Annotated in this window: 13 protein-coding genes; 8 read left to right on the top strand and 5 right to left on the bottom strand. The window is 73.6% G+C overall.

The genetic code is table 11. The annotated features are described in order from the left end of the window. The first annotated feature begins 6 nt into the window (after positions 1–6). A complete protein-coding gene (sucD, locus tag ACFVSL_RS07290; RefSeq protein WP_386939781.1) occupies positions 7–915 on the top strand; it encodes a succinate--CoA ligase subunit alpha in 909 nt (302 codons plus the stop codon). A 135-nt stretch (positions 916–1,050) separates the two neighbouring features. Here sucD and ACFVSL_RS07295 read toward each other — a convergent pair whose 3' ends face one another. Then, complete coding sequence (locus ACFVSL_RS07295; RefSeq protein ID WP_386939782.1) at positions 1,051–3,087, bottom strand: collagen binding domain-containing protein; 2,037 nt, start codon at positions 3,085–3,087, stop codon at positions 1,051–1,053. Positions 3,088–3,380: 293 nt separating this feature from the next. Here ACFVSL_RS07295 and ACFVSL_RS07300 point away from each other — a divergent pair, with 293 nt between their 5' ends. The 7 genes from ACFVSL_RS07300 to ddaH all read left to right on the top strand — a co-directional run bounded on the left by ACFVSL_RS07300 (position 3,381) and on the right by ddaH (position 11,789). Beyond that, the gene (locus ACFVSL_RS07300) at positions 3,381–3,932 is read left to right on the top strand and encodes a hypothetical protein (RefSeq protein WP_386939783.1); all 552 of its coding nucleotides are present in this window, start codon (positions 3,381–3,383) and stop codon (positions 3,930–3,932) included. Between the two features lie 57 nt (positions 3,933–3,989). After that, a complete protein-coding gene (locus ACFVSL_RS07305; RefSeq protein WP_386939784.1) occupies positions 3,990–5,456 on the top strand; it encodes a hypothetical protein in 1,467 nt (488 codons plus the stop codon). A gap of 90 nt (positions 5,457–5,546) precedes the next feature. Further along, a complete protein-coding gene (locus tag ACFVSL_RS07310) occupies positions 5,547–6,815 on the top strand; it encodes a DUF6350 family protein (RefSeq protein ID WP_386939786.1) in 1,269 nt (422 codons plus the stop codon). 51 nt (positions 6,816–6,866) lie between these two features. After that, a complete protein-coding gene (gene purN, locus ACFVSL_RS07315) occupies positions 6,867–7,460 on the top strand; it encodes a phosphoribosylglycinamide formyltransferase (protein ID WP_386939788.1) in 594 nt (197 codons plus the stop codon). Further along, entirely contained in the window at positions 7,457–9,067 is a 1,611-nt protein-coding gene (purH, locus tag ACFVSL_RS07320) for a bifunctional phosphoribosylaminoimidazolecarboxamide formyltransferase/IMP cyclohydrolase (protein WP_386939790.1), read from the top strand. Before purN ends, purH begins: the two co-directional genes overlap by 4 nt. Before the next feature lie 237 nt (positions 9,068–9,304). Beyond that, a complete protein-coding gene (locus ACFVSL_RS07325; RefSeq protein ID WP_386939791.1) occupies positions 9,305–10,396 on the top strand; it encodes a Glu/Leu/Phe/Val dehydrogenase dimerization domain-containing protein in 1,092 nt (363 codons plus the stop codon). 118 nt (positions 10,397–10,514) lie between these two features. After that, on the top strand, positions 10,515–11,789 hold the full coding sequence (gene ddaH / locus ACFVSL_RS07330; RefSeq protein WP_386939793.1) for a dimethylargininase: 1,275 nt from the start codon (positions 10,515–10,517) through the stop codon (positions 11,787–11,789). A 129-nt stretch (positions 11,790–11,918) separates the two neighbouring features. On the opposite strand, the gene ACFVSL_RS07335 is transcribed toward ddaH, so the two are convergent. From ACFVSL_RS07335 to ACFVSL_RS07350, 4 genes are read right to left on the bottom strand one after another with little or no spacing between them, the layout of a single operon-like run. Then, positions 11,919–12,590 (bottom strand): ABC transporter ATP-binding protein, encoded by a 672-nt coding sequence (locus tag ACFVSL_RS07335; RefSeq protein WP_386939794.1) that lies wholly within the window; start codon positions 12,588–12,590, stop codon positions 11,919–11,921. After that, positions 12,587–13,642, bottom strand: a complete 1,056-nt coding sequence (locus tag ACFVSL_RS07340) for an ABC transporter ATP-binding protein (RefSeq protein ID WP_386939795.1) — start codon at positions 13,640–13,642, stop codon at positions 12,587–12,589. The genes ACFVSL_RS07335 and ACFVSL_RS07340 overlap by 4 nt, the downstream gene beginning before the upstream one ends. Before the next feature lie 2 nt (positions 13,643–13,644). After that, the gene (locus ACFVSL_RS07345; protein ID WP_386939796.1) at positions 13,645–16,464 is read right to left on the bottom strand and encodes an ABC transporter permease; all 2,820 of its coding nucleotides are present in this window, start codon (positions 16,462–16,464) and stop codon (positions 13,645–13,647) included. Then, complete coding sequence (locus tag ACFVSL_RS07350) at positions 16,461–19,496, bottom strand: hypothetical protein (RefSeq protein WP_386939798.1); 3,036 nt, start codon at positions 19,494–19,496, stop codon at positions 16,461–16,463. Before ACFVSL_RS07350 ends, ACFVSL_RS07345 begins: the two co-directional genes overlap by 4 nt. Positions 19,497–19,936 lie beyond the last annotated feature (440 nt).

Genomic DNA, 19,936 nt, shown 5'->3' on the forward strand with positions numbered 1-19,936 from the left:
TCAGAAATGACGATCTTCCTCAACAAGGACTCCAAGGTCATCGTCCAGGGCATCACCGGCGGCGAGGGCTCGAAGCACACCGCGCGCATGCTCGCGGCCGGCACCCAGGTGGTCGGCGGCGTGAACGCCCGCAAGGCCGGCACCACGGTGCTGCACACGGATGCCTCGGGCAACCCCGTCGAGCTCCCCGTCTTCGCGTCCGTGGCCGAGGCCATGGCGCAGACCGGCGCCGACGTCTCGATCGCGTTCGTGCCCCCGGCCTTCACGAAGGACGCCGTCGTCGAGGCCATCGACGCCGAGATCCCCCTCCTCGTCATCATCACCGAGGGCGTGCCCGTGCAGGACTCCGCCGAGTTCTGGGCCTACGCCAAGGAGAAGGGCGCGAAGACCCGCATCATCGGCCCGAACTGCCCCGGCATCATCAGCCCCGGTGAGTCGCTCGTCGGCATCACCCCGGCGAACATCACCGGCAAGGGCCCGATCGGCCTCGTCTCGAAGTCGGGCACGCTGACCTACCAGATGATGTACGAGCTGCGCGACCTCGGCTTCTCGACCGCCATCGGCATCGGCGGCGACCCGATCATCGGCACCACGCACATCGATGCGCTCGCCGCGTTCGAGGCCGACCCCGAGACCAAGGCGATCGTCATGATCGGCGAGATCGGCGGCGACGCCGAGGAGCGCGCGGCCGACTTCATCAAGGCGAACGTGACGAAGCCGGTCGTCGGCTACGTCGCGGGCTTCACCGCCCCCGAGGGCAAGACGATGGGCCACGCCGGCGCGATCGTGTCCGGCTCCGCCGGCACCGCCCAGGCGAAGAAGGAGGCCCTCGAGGCCGCCGGCGTCAAGGTCGGCAAGACGCCGTCCGAGACGGCGCAGCTCCTCCGCGAGGTGTACGCGGCGCTCGGCGCGTAAGCACGAGACCGCGGCCGGGGCATCCCGGTCGGAACGACAGAACCCCGCAGACCAGTGGTCTGCGGGGTTCTGCGTACGACGGGCTGAATCGGGGGGCGCCCGTCGCGTCGGGATCAATTCAGTTCAGTCCTCCACTCAGGGATCGACGACGACCGTGCACACGTAGGTGCCGGGTTCGAGGTCTTCGACGGTGAGGCTCGGGTCGTCGATCGAGCCGGTGATGCCGTCCACCGAGCCGAGCTCGTTGGGCGGGTCATCCGAGTCGACGCACTGGATGCTCGAGAACGTGCCTCCCTCCACGAGCGAGTCGACGCTCACGGTGATGTCGGTCAGCGGGATGTTCTCGAACTCGAGCGACGCGGCGGCTCCGACATCGGAGCAGTCGTCTTCGCTCGTCGCGACCGCGGCGAGCTGCGAGACGCTGCCGTCGACCTTCTCGCCGGCCGGCACCGTCTCAGTGACGGTGTACGTGCCCGCGAAGGTGCTCACGAGCAGGCCGGGAACGCAGACGGTGCCATCGAGCCCCGTCTCCACGACGATCGGATCGGCGAGCCCGCCGCCGGTGACGGTGAACGTGACCCCGGACTCGGGGTGCAGCTCGCCGAGGCCGGAGGCCGCGTGCTTGCGCATCTTCTCGATCAGGATCGCACCGGTGTTGCGTTCGTTGTGGAAGGTGCAGACCACGTCCTCTCCGGGATCGAGCTCGATCGCCGCCGGATCGGTGCCGTCATCGTCACCCGAACAGGTCGCGCTGACGAGGTGCCAGTTGGCCGGAACGGTCTCGGCCACGTCGTACGACCCGGGAACGAGGTTCGCGAACTCCTCAGAGTCCTTGCCTCCCGCACCGGCCGCGGTCGTAGTCAGCGTGAACGGCGAATCGAGGGTGGTCGAGGTGAACTCGAACGCTCCCATGCCGCTGTCGGTGATCTTCTCGACCGTGATCGATCCGCGTGCCTTGTTGTGGTACGTGCAATCGACCGTGTCTTCCGCGGTGTCGAGGTTGAAGGTGATCTCAGCCCCGTTGATCGAGACGTTCGCCCCCTCCGAACTCAAGTCGCAGTCGACGAAGTCGAGATCCCAGCCGTCGGGCAGGTCGGACTCCGTGACATGGCCGGTCACACCGATCGGCACGTCGGCGAACTCCTGCGATTCACCGTCGCTCAGCGTGAAGCTGGCCGATGACGGGTCGCTCGAGAAGTCTCCCGTGTACGTGAAGTCCACGGTCGAGGCAGGGTCGGTGACCTTGCTGATCTTGACGCCGCCGCAGGTCGGGAATCCGGTGCCGATCGGAGCGATGAAGTCCTTCATCGCGGCCGAGAACGAGTCGGAGGACCGGCTCTTCAGGTACGCGCTGCCGAACGTCTCGCACTCGTCGAGCGTGCTCGCGAGGGCGGTGTAGTCGACGGTCGCCTCACCGAACGTCCGGGCCGAGATGGCCCCGAGTCCGTCGGACGCGCCCGCCGCGATCGCGGTCGTGTTGATCGAGCCAGTGGCGAGCCCGAGCACGCTGAAGTTGACCTTCTTGTCCCAGCATGGAGTCGAGTTGCTCGCCTGGCACAGTGACCCGGAGCCCGTGGTGATCCACCTCGAGACCGAGAGCACGGGATTCGTGCCGCCGTTCGAGAGGTCGTACTGGATCAGCATGTCGCCCGCCGACCGAACGGGTGTCACGCCGTTCGCACTGAGGGTCTTCGACTTGTTGAACTCGAAGTCCATGTTCGTCGTGCCGGTCGGATCCTGCACACGGTGCCAGTAGAGATTCAGGAACTGGTGCCCGGAGGCGTTCGTCTCGAGGTAGAGGCCGAACGTCTTGAGGTCGCTCTTGTTCGGCGGGATGCTGCCGTCGACGACGGAGGGAACCAGGGTGTCCTCCTTCGAGCCCTGCCCGAACGAGTCGTCGCCGGAGCCGGTCGGCTTGTCGGGCTTGCGTACTTCGTCGACGCCCGCCCAGTCGATCGACGGCGCTGGGTCGTTCACGACGAGGTTGGCATTGGTGTCGATCTCGAAGTCGCTCCCGGGCAGGCTCACCTCGGGGTGGTTCGCATAGGCCGGGGCCACTGCGAGGCCCGCGAGCACGAGTCCGACAGCGGCGGCGGTCGCGATGATCGGCGAGCGCCGTCGGTGGCGCCGGCGTTCCGTCGGGGTGGGACAGTATTCGGGTTGGGTGCGCATGGGCATCGTCGCCTCCAGGGATTGCGCAACGTCGTCCGGACCGGGCGGACCGGACGGTCCCCGGCGGGGCGATGTGTTGGGGGCGGCAGTGCGCGGGCGTGGCAGGGCGTGCGGGTGACGGTCGTCTCCCGCCGCCGTGGGTGAGGCGGGGCGGGATGCATCAGACCCGGGGGGAGTCTCAGGTTTTTCACCACGCACGCTACTCCGATGGATACCGCCCCGACAGAGAATGTGAGCATTTCTCATAACCCAGAACGGGGGTCACGGCGACCTCGTCGTGAGAGAGTGGCGACATGAGCGTCGAAGAATCGGATGCCCCGCGCGATCGGTCGGCCCGCAGGAACCCCGCCGAGCTGCGGGACCATCTCGTCAGGACCGCCTTCGTGACCGAGGAGTCGGTCTACGGCGTCGTGCTCGTCTCGGGCATGATCGTGGTCGCCGGCACCCACGGATCGAGCTCGTGGGAGGTCTTCTGGATCGTCGCGATCACCGTCGTGGTGTTCTGGGCCGCGCACGTCTACGCGGGCACGGTGGCCAGGCACGGCCTCGCCATCGACCACGTGATGCCGCTCAAGCAGGCGTTCCAGACGGCGTTCCGCCACTCGCTCGGGCTGCTCGCCTCGGCGCTGATGCCCTCGGTGATCCTCCTGCTCGGGGCGCTCAGGGTGGTGCCCGACGCGCTGACCATCTGGCTGGCGCTCTGGGCCGGCGTCGTCGTGCTCGCGGTGCTGGGATTCGTCGCCTACCGGCGGCGCGGGGCGCCGCTGCCGATGCAGCTGCTCGGCGCGCTCACCACCGCGGCGTTCGGCCTCGTCATGATCGTGCTGAAGGCCGTCATCCACTGATGCGCATGCGGCCCCCGAACCGCTATCGTCATGCCAAGGGGGGCCACGATGCCGAAGATGACGAATGCCGACCTCGAAGCGCGGATCGCCGAGCTCGAGGCCGAGAATGCGCGCCTGCGCACCGCCGAGACGACCGAGGTGCCCGGCACGCCGGCCGCCGTCGTCGTCGAGAAGCCGCGCGGGCGCGGGCGCGGCCGCACCGTGGCCGCCGTGCTGCTCGTCGTGATCGGGCTGCTGCTCGCCCCGGTCGCGGTCGTCGCCGGGTGGGCCCGGATCGAGCTCGTCGACACCGACCGGTTCGTGCAGACCTTCGCCCCGCTCGCCGAGGACCCCGAGGTGCAGGAGTTCGTCGCCGACCAGGTGACGGCGGCCATCGAACGCGAGGTCGACATCCCGCAGCTGACCGCGGACCTCTTCGACGGCATCCGAGCCCTCGACCTGCCGCCCCGCGCAGAGGCGGCGCTCGGCCTCCTCGAGGCACCCGCGACCCAGGGGCTCCAGTCGCTCGTCGCCGACGTGGTCAACCGGCTCGTCGCCTCCGACGCGTTCGCCGACATCTGGCGCACGGCGCTGCAGACGAGCCACACGCAGTTCGTCGCGGCGATGCAGGGCGACCCCGATGCGATGCTCGAGATCGGCGGCGACGGCACGCTGTCGGTGCAGATCGGCCCGATCATCGAGGCGGTGAAGCAGCGTCTCGCCGACCGCGGCGTCGGGTTCGCCGACGCGATCCCCGTGGTCGAGCAGAGCATCGTCATCGCCCAGGGCGACGCCCTCGCCCTGGTCACCACGATGTACGCGGTCGCGGTCGGCATCGGCACCTGGCTGCCGTGGGTCGCGCTCGCCTTCCTCGTCGCGGGCGTCCTCGTCGCCAAGCGTCGATCGAAGGCCTTCGTCTGGACGGCCGGCGGCTTCGCCTTCGTGATGGCCCTGCTCGCGGCGGGATTCGAGATCGGCAGGGTCATCTTCGTCGCGACCATCAGCCCGAGCCTCATCCCGAGCGACGCCGCGTCCGTCATCTACGCGCAGCTCACCGAGGCGATGCGTTCGACGACGGTCGCCCTGCTCGTGCTCGGCCTCTTCGCGGCGCTCATCGCGTGGGTCGCCGGGCCCTGGGCGCCTGCGCAGGCGCTCCGCGGCTTCGCCGGCAGCGGGTTCGCGGCGCTCCGTCGCGCCGGAGACCGCCACGGGCTCTCGACCGGCGCGTTCGGCCACGCGCTCGATCGTTCGCACGGCCTGATCGCCGGGGCGATCGCGGTCATCGCCGCCGGCGTGATCCTGCTCAACCGGCCGGTGACGACGGGCTCCGTCGTGACGACCGTGCTCCTCGCGCTCCTCGCCCTCCTCATCCTCGAGATCCTGCGTCGACCGGTCGACGAGCCCGAGGTGGCGGATGCGGCGGGGCCGCCGCCCGAGGCGGACGGGACCGTCGAGACCGTCGAGCCGGGTGACGGCGACGCGGACGCCGCGAGTGGTGCCGACGAGGAGTCGGACGAAGCGCTCATGACCGAGGGCCGCTCGTGACGGGCGAACGCGTGCCGGGTCGCGCGAACTGACCGCCCGCCGCCGTGGCGGGCGGCTTCGGCGCCGGGTTCCGCTAGGCTCGGCGAGGTCATGAGACGTACGACGATTGCCCTGCTGGCCGCCCTCGAAGCCGCCGTCTCCGCGCTCATCGGTCTCGGCGTCGTGCTCGTGCCGCTGCTCATCGTCTGGGCGGTGCACTTCGGCCTCGCGGTCGATGCCGCCGCGTTCTTCCGGGCCGCAGCCGACCTCTGGCTGCTCGGCCACGGCGTCGACCTCGTGCTCCAGCTCGACCCCGTCACCGCGGCCCGAATGGCGCTCCCGGGCGCGGGGGATCCGTTCCCGATCACGATCGCGCTGCTCGGCTTCGCCCTCGCCTCGGTCGCCGTCGGCCGCCGCATCGGCCGGCGCTCGGCCGCCGCCGGGCACTCGATCACCGGGTCGGTCTCGGCGATCGCGGTCTACGCGCTCATCGGCGCGGTGCTCGGGCTCGCCGCCGGATCCGACGCGGCGCGGGCCTCGTTCTGGCAGGCGATCGTGCTCCCCGCCTTCGTCATGGCCCTCGGCGTCGTCATCGGCGCGGTGCTCGAGACGCTGCGCGAGGCGAACCTCGGCGACCTCGCCGGCGGCTGGGTGCGCGAGCGCCTCGACGACCTCCCGCCGGCCGGGGTCGACGCCGTGCGACGGGCGGCGCGCATCGGCGGCGCGGCCGCCTTCGGCGTGCTCGGCGTCGCGGCGGTGCTCGTGGCCGCGCTCATCGCCGTCGACTACGCGACGATCGCGGGCCTCGGCCAGTCGCTCGGCGCCGGCGTCGACGGCGGCATCCTGCTCACCGTGGTCGAGCTCGCGTTCATCCCGAACTTCGTGATCTGGGCCGCGGCGTGGCTCCTCGGCCCCGGATTCGCGATCGGGGCGGGCACGACCGTCGCGCCGGGCGGCACCGTGCTCGGGCCCATACCCGGCATCCCGCTGCTCGGGGCCCTGCCGGCCGACGCACCCGTGCTCGGGGCGCTCTGGCTCCTCGTGCCCGTGGTGCTCGGCTTCGCGGGCGCGTGGTTCGTGCTCGGGCGCGATGCCGCGACCCTGGCGGGCACCGATGCCCGGGGCGACGTCGGTTCGGAGCCGTGGTGGTACCCCGTGGCCGTCGGCGTGGGGGCGGGCGCCGTCGCCGGCATCGTGATGGGACTCCTCGCCTGGTGGTCGGGCGGCGCGGCCGGTCCCGGCCGGCTGGCCGTCGTGGGCCCCGACCCGTGGTCCGTCGGCCTCGTCGCCGCCGTGACCGTCGGCATCGGCGCCGTCGCGGGCGGCGTGGCGGCATGGGTGCGCCTCCGTGAGCGCGCTCCCGAGTACTCGGGCAGCTAGGCGGCGACCGGCACCGTCGTGGCCGCCTCCGTCGGCCGGTAGGCTCGAGGGGTGCTGAAGCTCGTCGTCCTCATCTCCGGCGGAGGCTCGAACCTCCGGGCCCTGCTCGAAGCCGCCGAAGACGCCGAGTTCCCGGCGCGGGTCGTCGCGATCGGCGCCGACCGCGAGGCATCCGGTCTCGTGCTCGGCGAGGAGTTCGGCGTGCCGACCTTCACCGTGCCCTACACCGCCTACCCCGACCGCGACGCGTGGGGCACCGCCCTCATCGAGGCCGTACGTCGCTGGGAGCCCGACCTCATCGTGCTCTCGGGGCTCATGCGGCTCGTGCCGCCCGCGGTCGTCGACGCCTTCTCGCCGCAGCTCATCAACACGCACCCGGCGTACCTGCCCGAGTTCCCGGGCGCGCACGGTGTGCGCGACGCGCTCGCCGCGGGCGTCGCGCAGACGGGCGCGAGCCTGATCGTCGTCGACAACTCCGTCGACGGCGGCCCGATCATCGCGCAGGAGCGCATCCCGGTGCTGCCCGACGACACCGAGTCGACCCTGCACGACCGCATCAAGCCCGTCGAGCGGCGCCTGCTCATCCAGGCCGTGCTCGACATCGCCAATTCGCACCTCGACCTGAAGGACCTCGCACGATCATGAGCGGCCACGCCATCGACCCCAGCCTCTACCGCGAGCGCGACCTCGTGCCCGTGCGTCGCGCGCTCATCGCCGTGAGCGACAAGCGCGGCCTCGTCGAGCTCGCGACCGCGCTCGTCGGCGCCGGCATCGAGATCGTCTCGACCGGCGGCACCTCGAAGGCGATCGCCGACGCGGGCCTGCCGGTCACCCAGATCGCCGAGGTCACGGGCTACCCCGAGCACCTCGACGGCCGGGTGCGCACCCTGCACCCCGCCGTGCACTCGGGTCTCCTCGCCGACCTGCGCCTCGAGTCGCACGAGCAGGAGCTCGCCGGCCTCGGCATCGCGCCCTACGAGCTCGTCGTCGTGAACCTCTACCCCTTCGTCGAGACGGCCGCCTCGGGCGCCGCGCCCGACGCCGTGGTCGAGCAGATCGACATCGGCGGGCCCGCGATGGTGCGCGCCTCCGCGAAGAACCACGCGAACGTCGCGGTCGTGGTCTCGCCCGAGCGCTACGACGAGGTCGTGGCCGCGCTCGCCGCGGGCGGCACGACCCTCGCGCAGCGGCGCGAGCTCGCGCGCGAGGCGTTCCGGCACACCGCCTCGTACGACGTCGCGGTCGCGAGCTGGATCGGCAGCGTCGTCGCCCCCGACCAGCCCGCGGACGTCTCGCCGTTCCCGGCGTGGGTGGGCGGAACCTGGGTGAAGGACGCCGATCTGCGTTACGGCGAGAACTCGCACCAGAAGGCCGCGATCTACGCCTCGCAGGGCGGTCGCCCGGGCATCGCGCAGGCCGTGCAGCTGCACGGCAAGGAGATGAGCTACAACAACTACGTCGACGCGGATGCCGCGGTGCGGGCCGCCTACGACTTCGACGAGCCCGCCGTCGCGATCATCAAGCACGCGAACCCCTGCGGCATCGCCGTCGCCGCGCCCGGCGCGGCGGACGCCATCGCCGATGCGCACCGGCGCGCCCACGAGTGCGACCCCGTCTCGGCGTACGGCGGCGTGATCGCGGCGAACCGCACCGTTACGCTCGCCATGGCCGAGACGGTCGCCGGCATCTTCACCGAGGTGCTCGTCGCGCCCGCGTTCGAGGCCGAGGCGGTCGAGCTGCTCACGCAGAAGAAGAACATCCGCCTGCTCACCCTGCCCGAGGGCTTCGCGCCGACCGCGGTCGAGCTCAAGCAGGTCTCGGGCGGCGTGCTGCTGCAGCAGGCCGACCAGCACTTCGCGCCCGCCTCCGAGTGGACGCTCGCCGCGGGCGAAGCGGCCGACGAGGCAACCCTCGCCGATCTCGAGTTCGCCTGGCGCGCGTGCCGTGCGGTGAAGTCGAACGGCATCCTGCTCGCTGCGGGCGGCGCCTCGGTCGGCGTCGGCATGGGGCAGGTCAACCGCGTCGACTCGTGCAAGCTCGCGGTCGAGCGGGCCGGCGACCGCGCCGCCGGTTCGGTCGCGGCATCCGACGCGTTCTTCCCGTTCGCCGACGGTCTGCAGATCCTCCTCGACGGCGGTGTGACGGCGGTCGTGCAGCCCGGCGGTTCGGTGCGCGACGACGAGGTGATCGAGGCTGCGAAGGCGGCCGGCGTCACCATGTACTTCACGGGAGAGCGCCACTTCTTCCACTGATCGGCGCACGCCACGATTTCGGCGATCGCCGCGGAATCGGATGCCTTCGAGGCGCCGTGACCGCATCCGTGGTGATCGCCGAAGTCATGGCCGAAGGTCCGCCGACGCGAGCACGGGCGGACGCAGCGGGCATGCGCCCCGCGGCATCCGCCCGGCGGTACCCTTGAATCGACCCTGCGCACACCACGCGCGGGCCAGGTTCCGCCCACGAAGCGGATGATTCGAGGAGAACGATCGATGTCGATCACCCACGCCCCGGCGCGCGTCGCCGAGGTCAGCGCCACCCTGCCGAGCGACGCCCCCGACCACGAACGGGTGCTCATCACCCGCGGTCCCCGCTCCGGCCTCACCGTCATCGTCGCCGTGCACTCCACTCGGCTCGGCCAGGCGCTCGGCGGTGCCCGCGTCTGGAACTACGGGCACTGGACCGATGGCCTCGCCGACGCCCTGCGACTCTCGCAGGCGATGACCATGAAGAACGCGGCCGCCGGCCTCATGCGCGGCGGCGGCAAGTCGGTCGTCGTCGTTCCGTCGGGCGTCGTGCTCGACGAGGCGCAGCGCCGCGACGCGATGCTCGACCTCGGCGACGCCGTCGAGTCGCTCGGCGGTGCCTACATGACCGCCGAAGACGTCGGCACGAGCGCCGAGCTCATGGCCGTCGTGCACGAGCGCACCGAGCACGTCTGCGGCCTGCCGCCCGAGCAGGGCGGCGTCGGCGAGCCCGCCGACGCGACCGCGGCCGGCGTGCACGCCTCGATCCTCGCCACGCTCGGCCACGTGTTCGGCTCGAAGGACGCCGCCGGCCGCCACTTCGTCATCTCGGGTCTCGGCCAGGTGGGCGGCCGCCTCGCGCGCAGCCTCGCGGCCGCGGGCGCGCGCCTGACCGTGACGGATGTCGCGGAGTCGAAGCGTGCGCTCGCCGACGAGCTCGGCGCCGCATGGGTCGACCCCGCCGAGGCGCACCGCGTCGAGGCCGACGTCTTCGTGCCCTGCGGACTCGGCGGCGTGCTCACGCCCGAGGTCGTCGGCGAGCTGCGCGTCGCCGCCGTCGTCGGCGCCGCGAACAACCAGCTCGCCTCGCGCGACGTGGCCGGGCTGCTGCGCGACCGCGGCATCGTCTGGGCGCCCGACTTCGTCGTCAACGCCGGCGGCGTGATCTACCTCGACGTCGCCGGACAGCCCGGCGCCGACCAGGCCGCCCTCGACGCACGCATCGCCGGCATCGGCGACGTCGTCGCCGCGGTGCTGCAGGACGCCGTGTCGACCGGATCGACGACGCTCGACGCCGCCGAGCGCCTCGCCCGCGCCCGCCTCGACGCCGGTCGCTGATCGGCTCCGGTGGGCACGCCGCGGCGTGCCCACCGGACATCCGCGCCGCACGCGTTCCGCCCGCCGACGGAGCCGTCGACCGCGAGGCGGCGCCCGCCCGCGCCGCTAGGCTCGTGCCATGACCTCCCCCGTCCCGCCGGCTTCCCCCCTGCCCGCAGCCCGCCCCGCGGCCCGCTTCACGCCCGCCGCGACGCGCGGGCGCCGGACGGCGGCGGCCCTCGTCTCCGCCGCGGTCGTCGCGATCATCGCGATGAGCGTCGCGGTGCTCGCCTTCTTCATCGGCAACGGCCAGTCGCCGACCGTCTTCGCGCAGGTGTTCGGCCACTTCGCGCTCGCGGCGTTCTTCGCCTGGGCGCTGCTCTCGATCGCGAACGCGCTCGGCGCCACGCGCGCGTGGTTCCTCGCCCTGATCACGGGCATCACCTCGGCCTGTCTCGCGGCCCTCATCGCGACGACGATCATGGTCGCCCTGACCGCCCGTTCGCCGTTCGGGCCGCAGGCGTTCCTCTTCGTCATCGGCTCGCTCGTGAGCCTCAACCTGATCTTCGTGATCGCCGTCGTCCTCGGCCAGGTGCTGCTCGCGCCCCGCGTCGTCCACGGCGTGCTGAGCTACGCGCCGGTGCGCGAGCCGCGGCGGATCGCCCTGGTGCGCATCCCCGCCTCGAACCTCGACGAGGCCGAACTGACCCACGTCGAGCGCCGTCCCGTCGACCAGTCGCTCGCGGACGAGCAGTGGGACAACTACTGCGCCGCCCTCGTCGCCGAGGGATGGGAGACCGTCGAGGTCGACGCCGCGCCCGAGCTGGCCGACTCGGTGTTCGTCGAGGACACGGTCGTGATGTTCGACGACCTCGCCGTGATCACCCTGCCGGGCGCTGAGTCGCGCCGCCCCGAGGTCGAGGCCGTCGAGCGGGCGGTTCGCTCGATCTCGCGCGTGAGCGTCGCGCGCATCGAGGCCCCGGGCACCCTCGACGGCGGCGACGTGCTGAAGGTCGGCGACGTCGTCTACGTCGGCGCCTCCTCGCGCACGAACGCCGAGGGCATCCGCCAGCTCCGCGGGCTCCTCGCACCGCACGGCTACACCGTCGTCGGCGTGCCGATGTCGAAGGCCCTCCACCTCAAGAGCGCCGCGACCGCCCTGCCCGACGGCACCGTGATCGGCGACCCGGCGCTCCTCGACGTGACCGAGCTGTTCCCGCGGTTCCTGCCCGTGCCCGAGCCCGAGGGCGTCGCGGTCGTCGCGCTGTCGGCGACCTCGCTGCTCATGTCGGCGTCGGCGCCGCAGACCGCGGCGATGCTCGCCGGGCTCGGCTACCGGGTCGTGACCGTCGACATCAGCGAGTTCGAGAAGCTCGAGGGCTGCGTGACCTGCCTGTCGGTCCGGGTGCGCTGAGGCACGCCCTGGGCTGCGCGGCGCTGCGCGGCGTGGGGCCGGCGCTGTGCTGCTCGTGCAGGAGAAGGGGCCCGATCCCTGGCCCACAGCGAGGATGGCGTCAATTCTCCTGCACGAGCAGCAGGAAGGTCAGCCGATCGCGCGTCCGTCGTGCAGCTCGATCACGCGATCTGCTCGGCTGACGAGCGCCGCATCGTGCGTCGTGACGACGGCGGCGACGCCCTGCGCGTGCACGAGATCGCCGATGAGGTCCATGACGGTGCTCGCCGTGCCGCTGTCGAGCTGGCCGGTGGGCTCGTCGGCGAGGAGCAGCTGCGGACGCGCCGCGAGCGCACGGGCGATGCCGACGCGCTGCTGCTGGCCGCCGGACAACTCGTACGGCCGCTGGGCGGCGTGGCCGCCGAGCCCGACGAGCTCGAGCGCCCCGGCGACGCGCGCCGAGCGTTCGGCGGGCGGCGTGCGCTGGAGCCGGAGCGGCACCTCGACGTTCTCGGCCGCCGACAGCACGGGGATGAGCCCGAACGACTGGAACACGTAGCCGACCCGGTCGCGCCGCACGGCGGCGAGCGCCTCCTCGCCGAGCTTCGACAGGTCGTCGTCGCCGAGCCGCACCGTGCCCGAGGTCGGCCGGTCGAGCCCGCCGAGCAGGTTCAGCAGGGTCGTCTTGCCGGCGCCCGAGCGGCCCGTGACCACGACGAGCTCGCCGGGGTGCACCTCGAGCGACACGCCGTCGACCGCGTGCACGGCGCCGCCCCGGCCCTCGAAGACCCGGCTGACGGATTCTGCGCGCAGTGCGCTCATCGCTCCTCCTCGGTTCGATCGGATGCCGCGGACCCGGTCTCGGGCGCGGGCTCGGCGGCGGGCGTGGGCTCGGCGGCGTGCCGCGCCCGTCGCCCGCGCGCCCCGGCCGCGGGAGCCGCGGGTTCCTCGCCGGGCGTCGCTGTCGGCGCGGGCGCGGAGGCATCCGGCCGTCGCTCATGACCGGGCCAGACGCCGACGTGATCGCTCTCGAGCGCGAGTCGCACGCGATCGCGCAGCTCGAGGCTGTGCATGAAGTCCTGCGGCAGCTGGAGCCGCCCGACGCGGTCGAGCACCGCGAACTCCTCGGCGACGTGCTGCTCCTCGCCGTGCTCGTCGACGCGCGTCGAGCGCAGCACCTCGGTCGAGGTGCGGCCGTCGCGGATCTGCACGGTGCGGCGGACGTGACCGGACACGGTCGGGTCGTGCGTGACGATGAGCGTGGTGACGCCGAGCCCCTCGTTGACGCTCCGCATCGCCTCGAGCACGGCCGCGGACATGGCCTCGTCGAGCTCGCCGGTCGGCTCGTCGGCGAGCAGCACCAGGGGGTCGTTCGCGAGCGCCACGGCGATCGCGACCCGCTGCTGCTGACCGCCCGAGAGCTCGCCGGGCCGGCGGTCGCGTTCGGCGCCGACCTCGAGCAGCTCGAGCAGCTCGTCGACGCGGCGCGCGCGTTCGGCCCCGCGGCGCGTGCGGGCGACGTTCATCGCGAGCGCGATGTTCTCGGCCGCCGTGAGGTAGGGGAGGAGGTTGCGGGAGGTCTGCTGCCACACGAAGCCGACGGTGCGGCGACGATAGGCGACGCGCTCGCGCGAGCCCATCGTGAGCAGGTCGTGGCCCGCGACCCTGGCGACACCCGCCGTGGCGGTGTCGAGCCCCGAGAGGATCGTCAGCAGGGTCGACTTGCCCGAGCCCGAGGCCCCGACGACGGCGACCATCTCGCCCGGCTCGACCCGCAGGTTCAGCCCCTGCAGGGCCTGCACCTCGACGCCGTCGGCGGTGAAGATGCGCACGAGGTCGGTGCACAGGATGTGCGGTTCCTGGTCGATCGGCATGGTCAGCCCTCCTCTTCCTTGCGCATGGCCCGCGCCGCGCTCGCCTCGCCGCCGACGCGCGACGCCAGCAGCACCGCGAGACCGGTGACGACCACCGAGCCGACGAGCACCGCGCCGATCAGCCACGGGTCGAACACGACCCCTGGCTGCTGATCCGCCCCGGTGAAGGCGCGCAGGTCGATACCCTGCAGTACCACGAACGGCAGCACGACGCCGAGCAGCGCGCCCGCGACGAGGGCCACGACCACGACCGGGCCGACCTCCCACGCGACGAGCGCGCGCTCACCTCGACGACGCAGGCCGAGCGTCGTGAGCAGCGGAAGCAGCCGTTCCCGGGCGGGCCGCCCGACCACGAGCGTGAGCACGATCGCGAGGGCCGTGAGCAGGCTCGACAGCACGATGGCGCCGACGAGCGAGACCACGAGGCCCTGCGTCACCGAGGCCCCGGCGAGTTCGTCGCGGAGCATGGTCGGCGTCGTGACGGTGGCGCCCTCGCCCGCGATCTCGCCGAGCTCGGCGGTCACGGCAGCGGCATCGGCGCCGGGCTCGAACCGGACGAGCACGCGATCGGGCACGAAGGTCCCGACGAAGCCGTCGGCGTTGTCGCGGTCCATGAGCACCCAGCTGGTACGCGGCCAGTACGCGGTGCGCCCGTCGACGACGCCGACGACCTCGAACGCATCCCGGTCGAGCTCGACGTCCTCCGCGCCCTCGATGGAGTCGGCGATGACCTTCGAGATGACGACGGGGACGGCGTCGGCGCCCGTCTCCGACAGCTCGTCGGGCAGCGGGGTCGCGCCCGAGCGCCCGGCCTGCACGGCGCGCATCTCGTCGGCGTCGACGACGATCAGCGTCGTCGTGCGCAGGCGCCCGTCGATGCCGACCTGGATCGAGTCCGTCGCGTACACCGGGGCGATCGCCTCGACCCCGGGCACGTCGGCGAACGCCTCCTGCTGCTCGAGCGTGAAGGGGATGCCCGCCACGGCGGCGTCGGCGCCGACCCGCGCATCGGCGGCGTCGTCGACGCCCGCCTGCACGGTGCCGAGCAGCACGGCGGAGAACATCGCGATCGAGACGCCCACGACCACGGTGAGCACGGGCACGACGCCCGCGGAGGGGTCGCGGAGCGCCCGGGCCGAGCCGAGGAACGCCACGAGTCCCCGGCCGCGCGAGGCCGCGCGCACGATCGCGGCGAGCGGGATCGGGTAGAGCCGCAGCACGATGAGGCACGTGAGCACGGCGAGGAGCAGCGGCACCGCCGCGAGCAGCGGATCGACGCCGACGTCGGCCGCCGAGGTCGCGAGGCCGCGCCGGAGGAGGAGCACCACCGCCGCGACGGCGACGATCGCGACGAGGGCCTCGAGGATCCACCTGAGACGCCCGCCGCCGCGGGCGGCGAAGTCGGCGCGGGCGCGGCGGAGCGGGCTCAGGGCGGGTGCGGAGCTCACGAGGAGCGCGGCCGGGGTCAGGGCGAAGAGCGCGGCGATCACGAGCCCGGCCGAGCCGCCGTCGGCGGGCACGGCGAGGGTGCCGAGCACGGCGCCGATCGCGGCGGCGGGCACGCCGATGACGGCGCCCTCCACGGCGAGGATGCCACGGAGCTGGCCGGTCGACGCACCGCGGGCCGCGGCCAGCTCGAGCCCCTGCCTGCGCCGTTCGAACACGACCCGCGCGCCGAGCACGAGCACCGCCACCATCACGCCGATGGGGCCCGAGGCGACGGTCGCGAGCACCGTATCGCTCGCTCCGGCCGCCGTCGCGGCCGTCGCGAGGGCGTCGCCGAGTCCGCTCGAGAAGCCGACGACCCCGATCGTCGAGAAGTAGTACTCCCACTCGCCTGATCCGACCGGATACCCCACGCTCGTGAACTCGTCGAGGTCGCTGCGGAGCTCGGCCGAGCGATCGGCCCGGATGCGCTCGTCGGCGACCGGGAACCACATCTCGAGGGTGGTCGGCAGCTGCGAGCGCTCGAGCGCCGCCCACGAGTTCGGGTGCGCGAAGCCGAGCCCGGTGATGCGCAGGGTGCCGTCGGCGGTGAACGCGACCGAGGGTTCGAGCGGGACGGGCAGGTGGGTCCAGAACCCGTCGCCGGGGTCCTTCGCCGCGAAGGTCCCGACGAGGACGACGCGCTGCGAGTCGGCGCCGAGCGGGATGCCGCGCTCCTGGCCGATCTCCCAGTGCATCTCGCGCGCGAACGCCTCGGAGGCCACGAACTCGAGCGGCTCGGCGCTCGGGGCCGGCCCGGCCGGCTCCTCGTACGCGGCAGGTACGCCCGGGTCGCTCTCGGTCGGTTCGGTCGGCTCGGGCGCGTCGAGCGCAGTCGGCCAGGCGCCCGCCGTCAGCTCGATGTGCTCGTCGAGCCGAGGGTCGAAGCCCGCGTAGAGCACGTAGTCGGTCGAGCCGGGGCCCGCGCCGTCGGGCTTCGCGGAGTTCGGACCGGCGATGACCGCCTGCAGGGGGTCGTCGGTCACGCGGGCGAGCTCGGCGGGCATCTGGTCGCGGATCGCGAGGAGGCGCTCCTCCTGCCCGCCCCACACGGCGTCGACGTCGTCGGCGAGCGTCGTGGCGCCCGTCGACGGCCCGAGCTCGGGGAGGGCGGAACGGTTCGCCGACAGGAGGTCGAGCTCGCGGGCCGGGAACTCGGCGAGGTGCTCGGCGAGCGCCGCGGTGTGCATCGCCGCGACGGCCCGGGGGAGCGCGGTCGCGAGGAGCGCGCCCGCCGCGACGAGCAGGGCGAGCATGACGGAGGCGAACGGCGCCGCGAAGAACTGCCGGCGGAAGAGGCCGACGGAGGTCAGCGTCGAGTGGTGCCGCGCGGTCATCGTTCCTCCTCCCGGAGCCCGGGACGGCCCGCCGTCCGTCGGACCGCGCGCGCCGCCGACGCCGCGATGAGCGCTGCGACCAGCATGAACGCCGCGAGCACGGCGAGCCAGGGCCAGAGCTCGAACCCGAAGTCCGCCACGAGCGAGGCCGGGGCCTCGGCGATGGTCGCGCGGGCGAGCTCGCGTGCCGTCAGCCACGCCGTCGCCACCCCGATGACGGCGCCCATCGCGATCGCCGCGAGCACGGTCGCGGCGAGCTCGGCGAAACGTGCGCGCGCCTGCACGCCCGGGGCGACGCCGAGCACGCGCAGCACCACGATCTCGCCGAATCGGCTGCCGGCGAGCGCGCTCGCGAGCGCCGTGAGCGCGATCAGGGCGAACAGCAGGGCGCCGGCCGCACCGAGCCAGAAGGTCGCGATCGCCGGGGTGATGAGCTCGGCCGAGGAGGCGTCGGCCCGCGTCGTCGAGGTCGCGGCGGTGCGCTGCCCGCGATCGATCGACTCCGAGGTGGCCGACGGGTCGCTCGACGCGAGCCAGCGCTCGCCGAACTGAGGAACACCGGCCCCGGTGTCGAAGGCGGCGCGCTCGAGCGCGCCGAGATCGGCGAGGATCGCGTCGCCGCCGGCGGTGGGCACGGCGGGGACGACCCCGACGACGACGGCGTCGATCTCGGCGCCGCCCGTCACGATCCGGAAGTCCACCTCGTCGCCGGCCTCAGCCGATATCCGGTTCGCGAGCTCGGAGCCGAGCACGATCTGCAGCGGTTCGCCGCCGCCGGCGAGGGGCGCCCGCACCTCGGGGTCGCTCGCGGAGAGCTCGACCGTCTCGAACGCGCCGGCGAGCTCGCGCGACGGGGTCTCGCCGTCGACGCCGATGCCGCCGAACGAGGCCTGCACGCCGCGGGCGCCGGGCGAGTCGACCAGGCCTGCCGTGAGGCCGAGGAGGCGGAGGCCGGGGGCGTCGGGGAGCTCGAGTCGGGCGAGGCCGCCGCTCTCGGCGATGCCGACCGAGCCCGCGGGCAGGCGCGTCGCGGCGCCGTCGTCGGTGAGGAGCCACACCCAGACGCCGACCCGCCCCGGCGTGCCGCCGGGAGCGCGGACGCCGACCTCGATCTCGAGCGTGGCGGCCTCGTCGGGCAGCGGCACCGCCGCCGCCTCGGCGGACGGGGCGAGTTCGCCGGCGGCTCGTGCGAGGCCGGTGCCCGGGGCGATCGCCTCGAACCCGCTCGCGGGCGCGGCGACCAGGGTCGCGGCGTCGGAGCCGAGTCGCACCTCGCCGCGGAACACCGGGCCGTCGGCGACGACGCCGGGGACCTCGGCGAAGAGCTCGCCCGATGCGAGCGGGTCGACGCCGCGGACGACGTCGCGCCCGGGGAACGAGACGCGGACGTCGCCGCCGGTCGCGAGCGCCGAGGCCTGACGGTCGACGGATTGCCAGGCGCCCGCGAACACCGCCGCGAGGGTGAGGCCGGCGACGGCGAGCATCGTGACGAGGGAGGCGGAGGCGAAGAGGGAGCCGCGTCGCGCGAGCTGCCGCATCGGCAGGGCCGGGATCAGCGCGGGCCGGGCGGCGGCCAGCCGCTCGAAGAGCGCCCCGATCGGGCGGGAGAGGCCGAGTGCGAGGAGCGACAGCGCGAGCAGCACGAGCACGGGTGCGAGCACCGCGAGCGGATCGACCTCGACCGCGCCCGAGGCGCCGGCCACGAGGGGCGAGCCGTAGAGGCGGAACTGCCAGAGGGAGATCGCGGCGGCGACCGCGATCAGCACGACGCCGCCCGCGACGGCGGTCCGCGGCATCCGGCCCTGTTCGTCGCCCGAACCGCGCTGGACCGGTCGACGCGCGTCGCCGAACGCGCGGCCGGAGACGAGCAGCACCGCGATCACGACGCTCGCCGCCGCGACGAGCCAGCCGATGGCGGCGTCGCGGGCCTCGCCCGGGCGCAGCGTCGAGAGGACGATCGCCGCAGCGGCGGCGCCGATCGCCGCGGCCGGCACGCCCACCGCGAGCACCTCCACCGCCGTGTCGCGGGCGAGGCGCGTCGCCGAGGCCCCGCGCGCGCGGAGCAGGAGGGTCTCGCCGCGGCGCGCAGCCCCGAGGAGCGCGGCGAGGCGGGAGAGCGCCGCGATGCCGGCGATGGCGAGCAGCAGCACCGGCACCGGGGCGAGCGCGCGCACGGCGCCGAGCCCCGCGAGCAGGCGGCTCAGCGTGCCGTGGAGGCCGCCGGACGCGGCCAGCCCGCTCGTGCCGAGGTCGTCCTGGTTGCGGAGGGCCGGCTCGACGTCGGGCAGCGCCGCACGCAGGGCGGCCGCCTCGTCGGGCGACGTCGTCGCGGGGTCGACGATCGCGGTCCAGCGCACGATCGCGGCGGAGGGCGCCGCGACGACGGCGGCCTCGTCCACGAGGAACGGGCCGGCGCCCCCGTCGGCGACGCCGGTCGCCACGACCGCCTCGCCGAACCACAACGGGTCAGTCGGGTCGCGGGGCTCCCAGACGCCGACGACGAGCAGCGCCGGGCCGTCGTCGACCGTCACGAGCGAGCCCGGCTCGAGGCCGAGCGCCGTCGCGGCGGCCGCGTTGACCGCGGTCGGCACCGCACCCTGCGCGCTCGCGTCCTCGGTCGACGTGCCGGCGCCGGGCCACTCGCCCGCGAGGAGTTCCGCACGGTCCGCGAGGGCGGGGTCGGCGGTGAGCACGGCCTCGAAGTCCTCGTCGCCGGCGCTCGCCGGCGACGGCAGCGCCTGCGCGCTCCGCTGCCAGCTCGCGCCGTGCGGCACGATCATGCGGTCGAGCACCGCGGCGGCCGCCTCGGACTGGGCGGCCGCGTCGCTCGCGAGCCGGATCTGCCAGCGCGCCGCGCCGGCGACGCCGGTCGCGGACTCGAGGCCCGTGCGGAGCCCGCTCGTCGCGGCCCCGGCGAGGGTGTCGAGCGCCGCCGTGCCGAAGCCGGAGAGCAGCAGCACCACGGCCGCGATGCCGCCGAGCACCCCGAGACGGGCGTTCGCGCGGGCGAACGCCGTCCGTGCAGTTCCCACGCGGGCTCTCCTCATCGATCGGGACGACACGCGGGCGGTGCAGGGCCTGGCATGCGGTCGCCTCGATGCGGCGGCGGCACGCGGTCCCGCGTGGCGACGAATTCGGACACTCTACTCCCGAAGCCGGTCTTGCATACCAGCGCGAGATCCCCATATTCTGAAGGGCTGGCCGCCGCATCCCTACGCGGGCGGCCTCGAGGGTATCGAAGACGATGACGCAGGAGGACACCATGCAGACAGACATCAACGCCCGCCAGGTCGCGGTCGATGGCGCTGCCCGCCGTCCGTCCCCGGTCGTGCCGTCCGCGGGGTAGCGCCCCCGACAGCCCCGCAGGCGCTCAGCCTGCACGTTGCGCGGCCGTGCCGCGCCCGACGCGTGTCCCGCGTCCATGATCTCCGTTCACTCCACGCCGTGCCCGGTCGCGCCGCGACCCCATCGG

It is taken from the genome of Agromyces sp. NPDC058064 (assembly GCF_042885275.1).
In the GTDB taxonomy this organism is placed as follows: Bacteria; Actinomycetota; Actinomycetes; order Actinomycetales; family Microbacteriaceae; genus Agromyces.

Bases quoted from the DNA above. Each gene is read 5' to 3' on its own strand.
- ddaH (WP_386939793.1), top strand. From the start codon at position 10,515: ATGACCTCCCCCGTCCCGCCGGCTTCCCCCCTGCCCGCAGCCCGCCCC.
- ACFVSL_RS07325 (WP_386939791.1), top strand. From the start codon at position 9,305: ATGTCGATCACCCACGCCCCGGCGCGCGTCGCCGAGGTCAGCGCCACC.
- ACFVSL_RS07335 (WP_386939794.1), bottom strand. From the start codon at position 12,590: ATGAGCGCACTGCGCGCAGAATCCGTCAGCCGGGTCTTCGAGGGCCGG.
- sucD (WP_386939781.1), top strand. From the start codon at position 7: ATGACGATCTTCCTCAACAAGGACTCCAAGGTCATCGTCCAGGGCATC.
- ACFVSL_RS07310 (WP_386939786.1), top strand. From the start codon at position 5,547: ATGAGACGTACGACGATTGCCCTGCTGGCCGCCCTCGAAGCCGCCGTC.
- ACFVSL_RS07340 (WP_386939795.1), bottom strand. From the start codon at position 13,642: ATGCCGATCGACCAGGAACCGCACATCCTGTGCACCGACCTCGTGCGC.
- ACFVSL_RS07300 (WP_386939783.1), top strand. From the start codon at position 3,381: ATGAGCGTCGAAGAATCGGATGCCCCGCGCGATCGGTCGGCCCGCAGG.
- ACFVSL_RS07305 (WP_386939784.1), top strand. From the start codon at position 3,990: ATGACGAATGCCGACCTCGAAGCGCGGATCGCCGAGCTCGAGGCCGAG.
- purH (WP_386939790.1), top strand. From the start codon at position 7,457: ATGAGCGGCCACGCCATCGACCCCAGCCTCTACCGCGAGCGCGACCTC.
- ACFVSL_RS07295 (WP_386939782.1), bottom strand. From the start codon at position 3,087: ATGCGCACCCAACCCGAATACTGTCCCACCCCGACGGAACGCCGGCGC.
- ACFVSL_RS07345 (WP_386939796.1), bottom strand. From the start codon at position 16,464: ATGACCGCGCGGCACCACTCGACGCTGACCTCCGTCGGCCTCTTCCGC.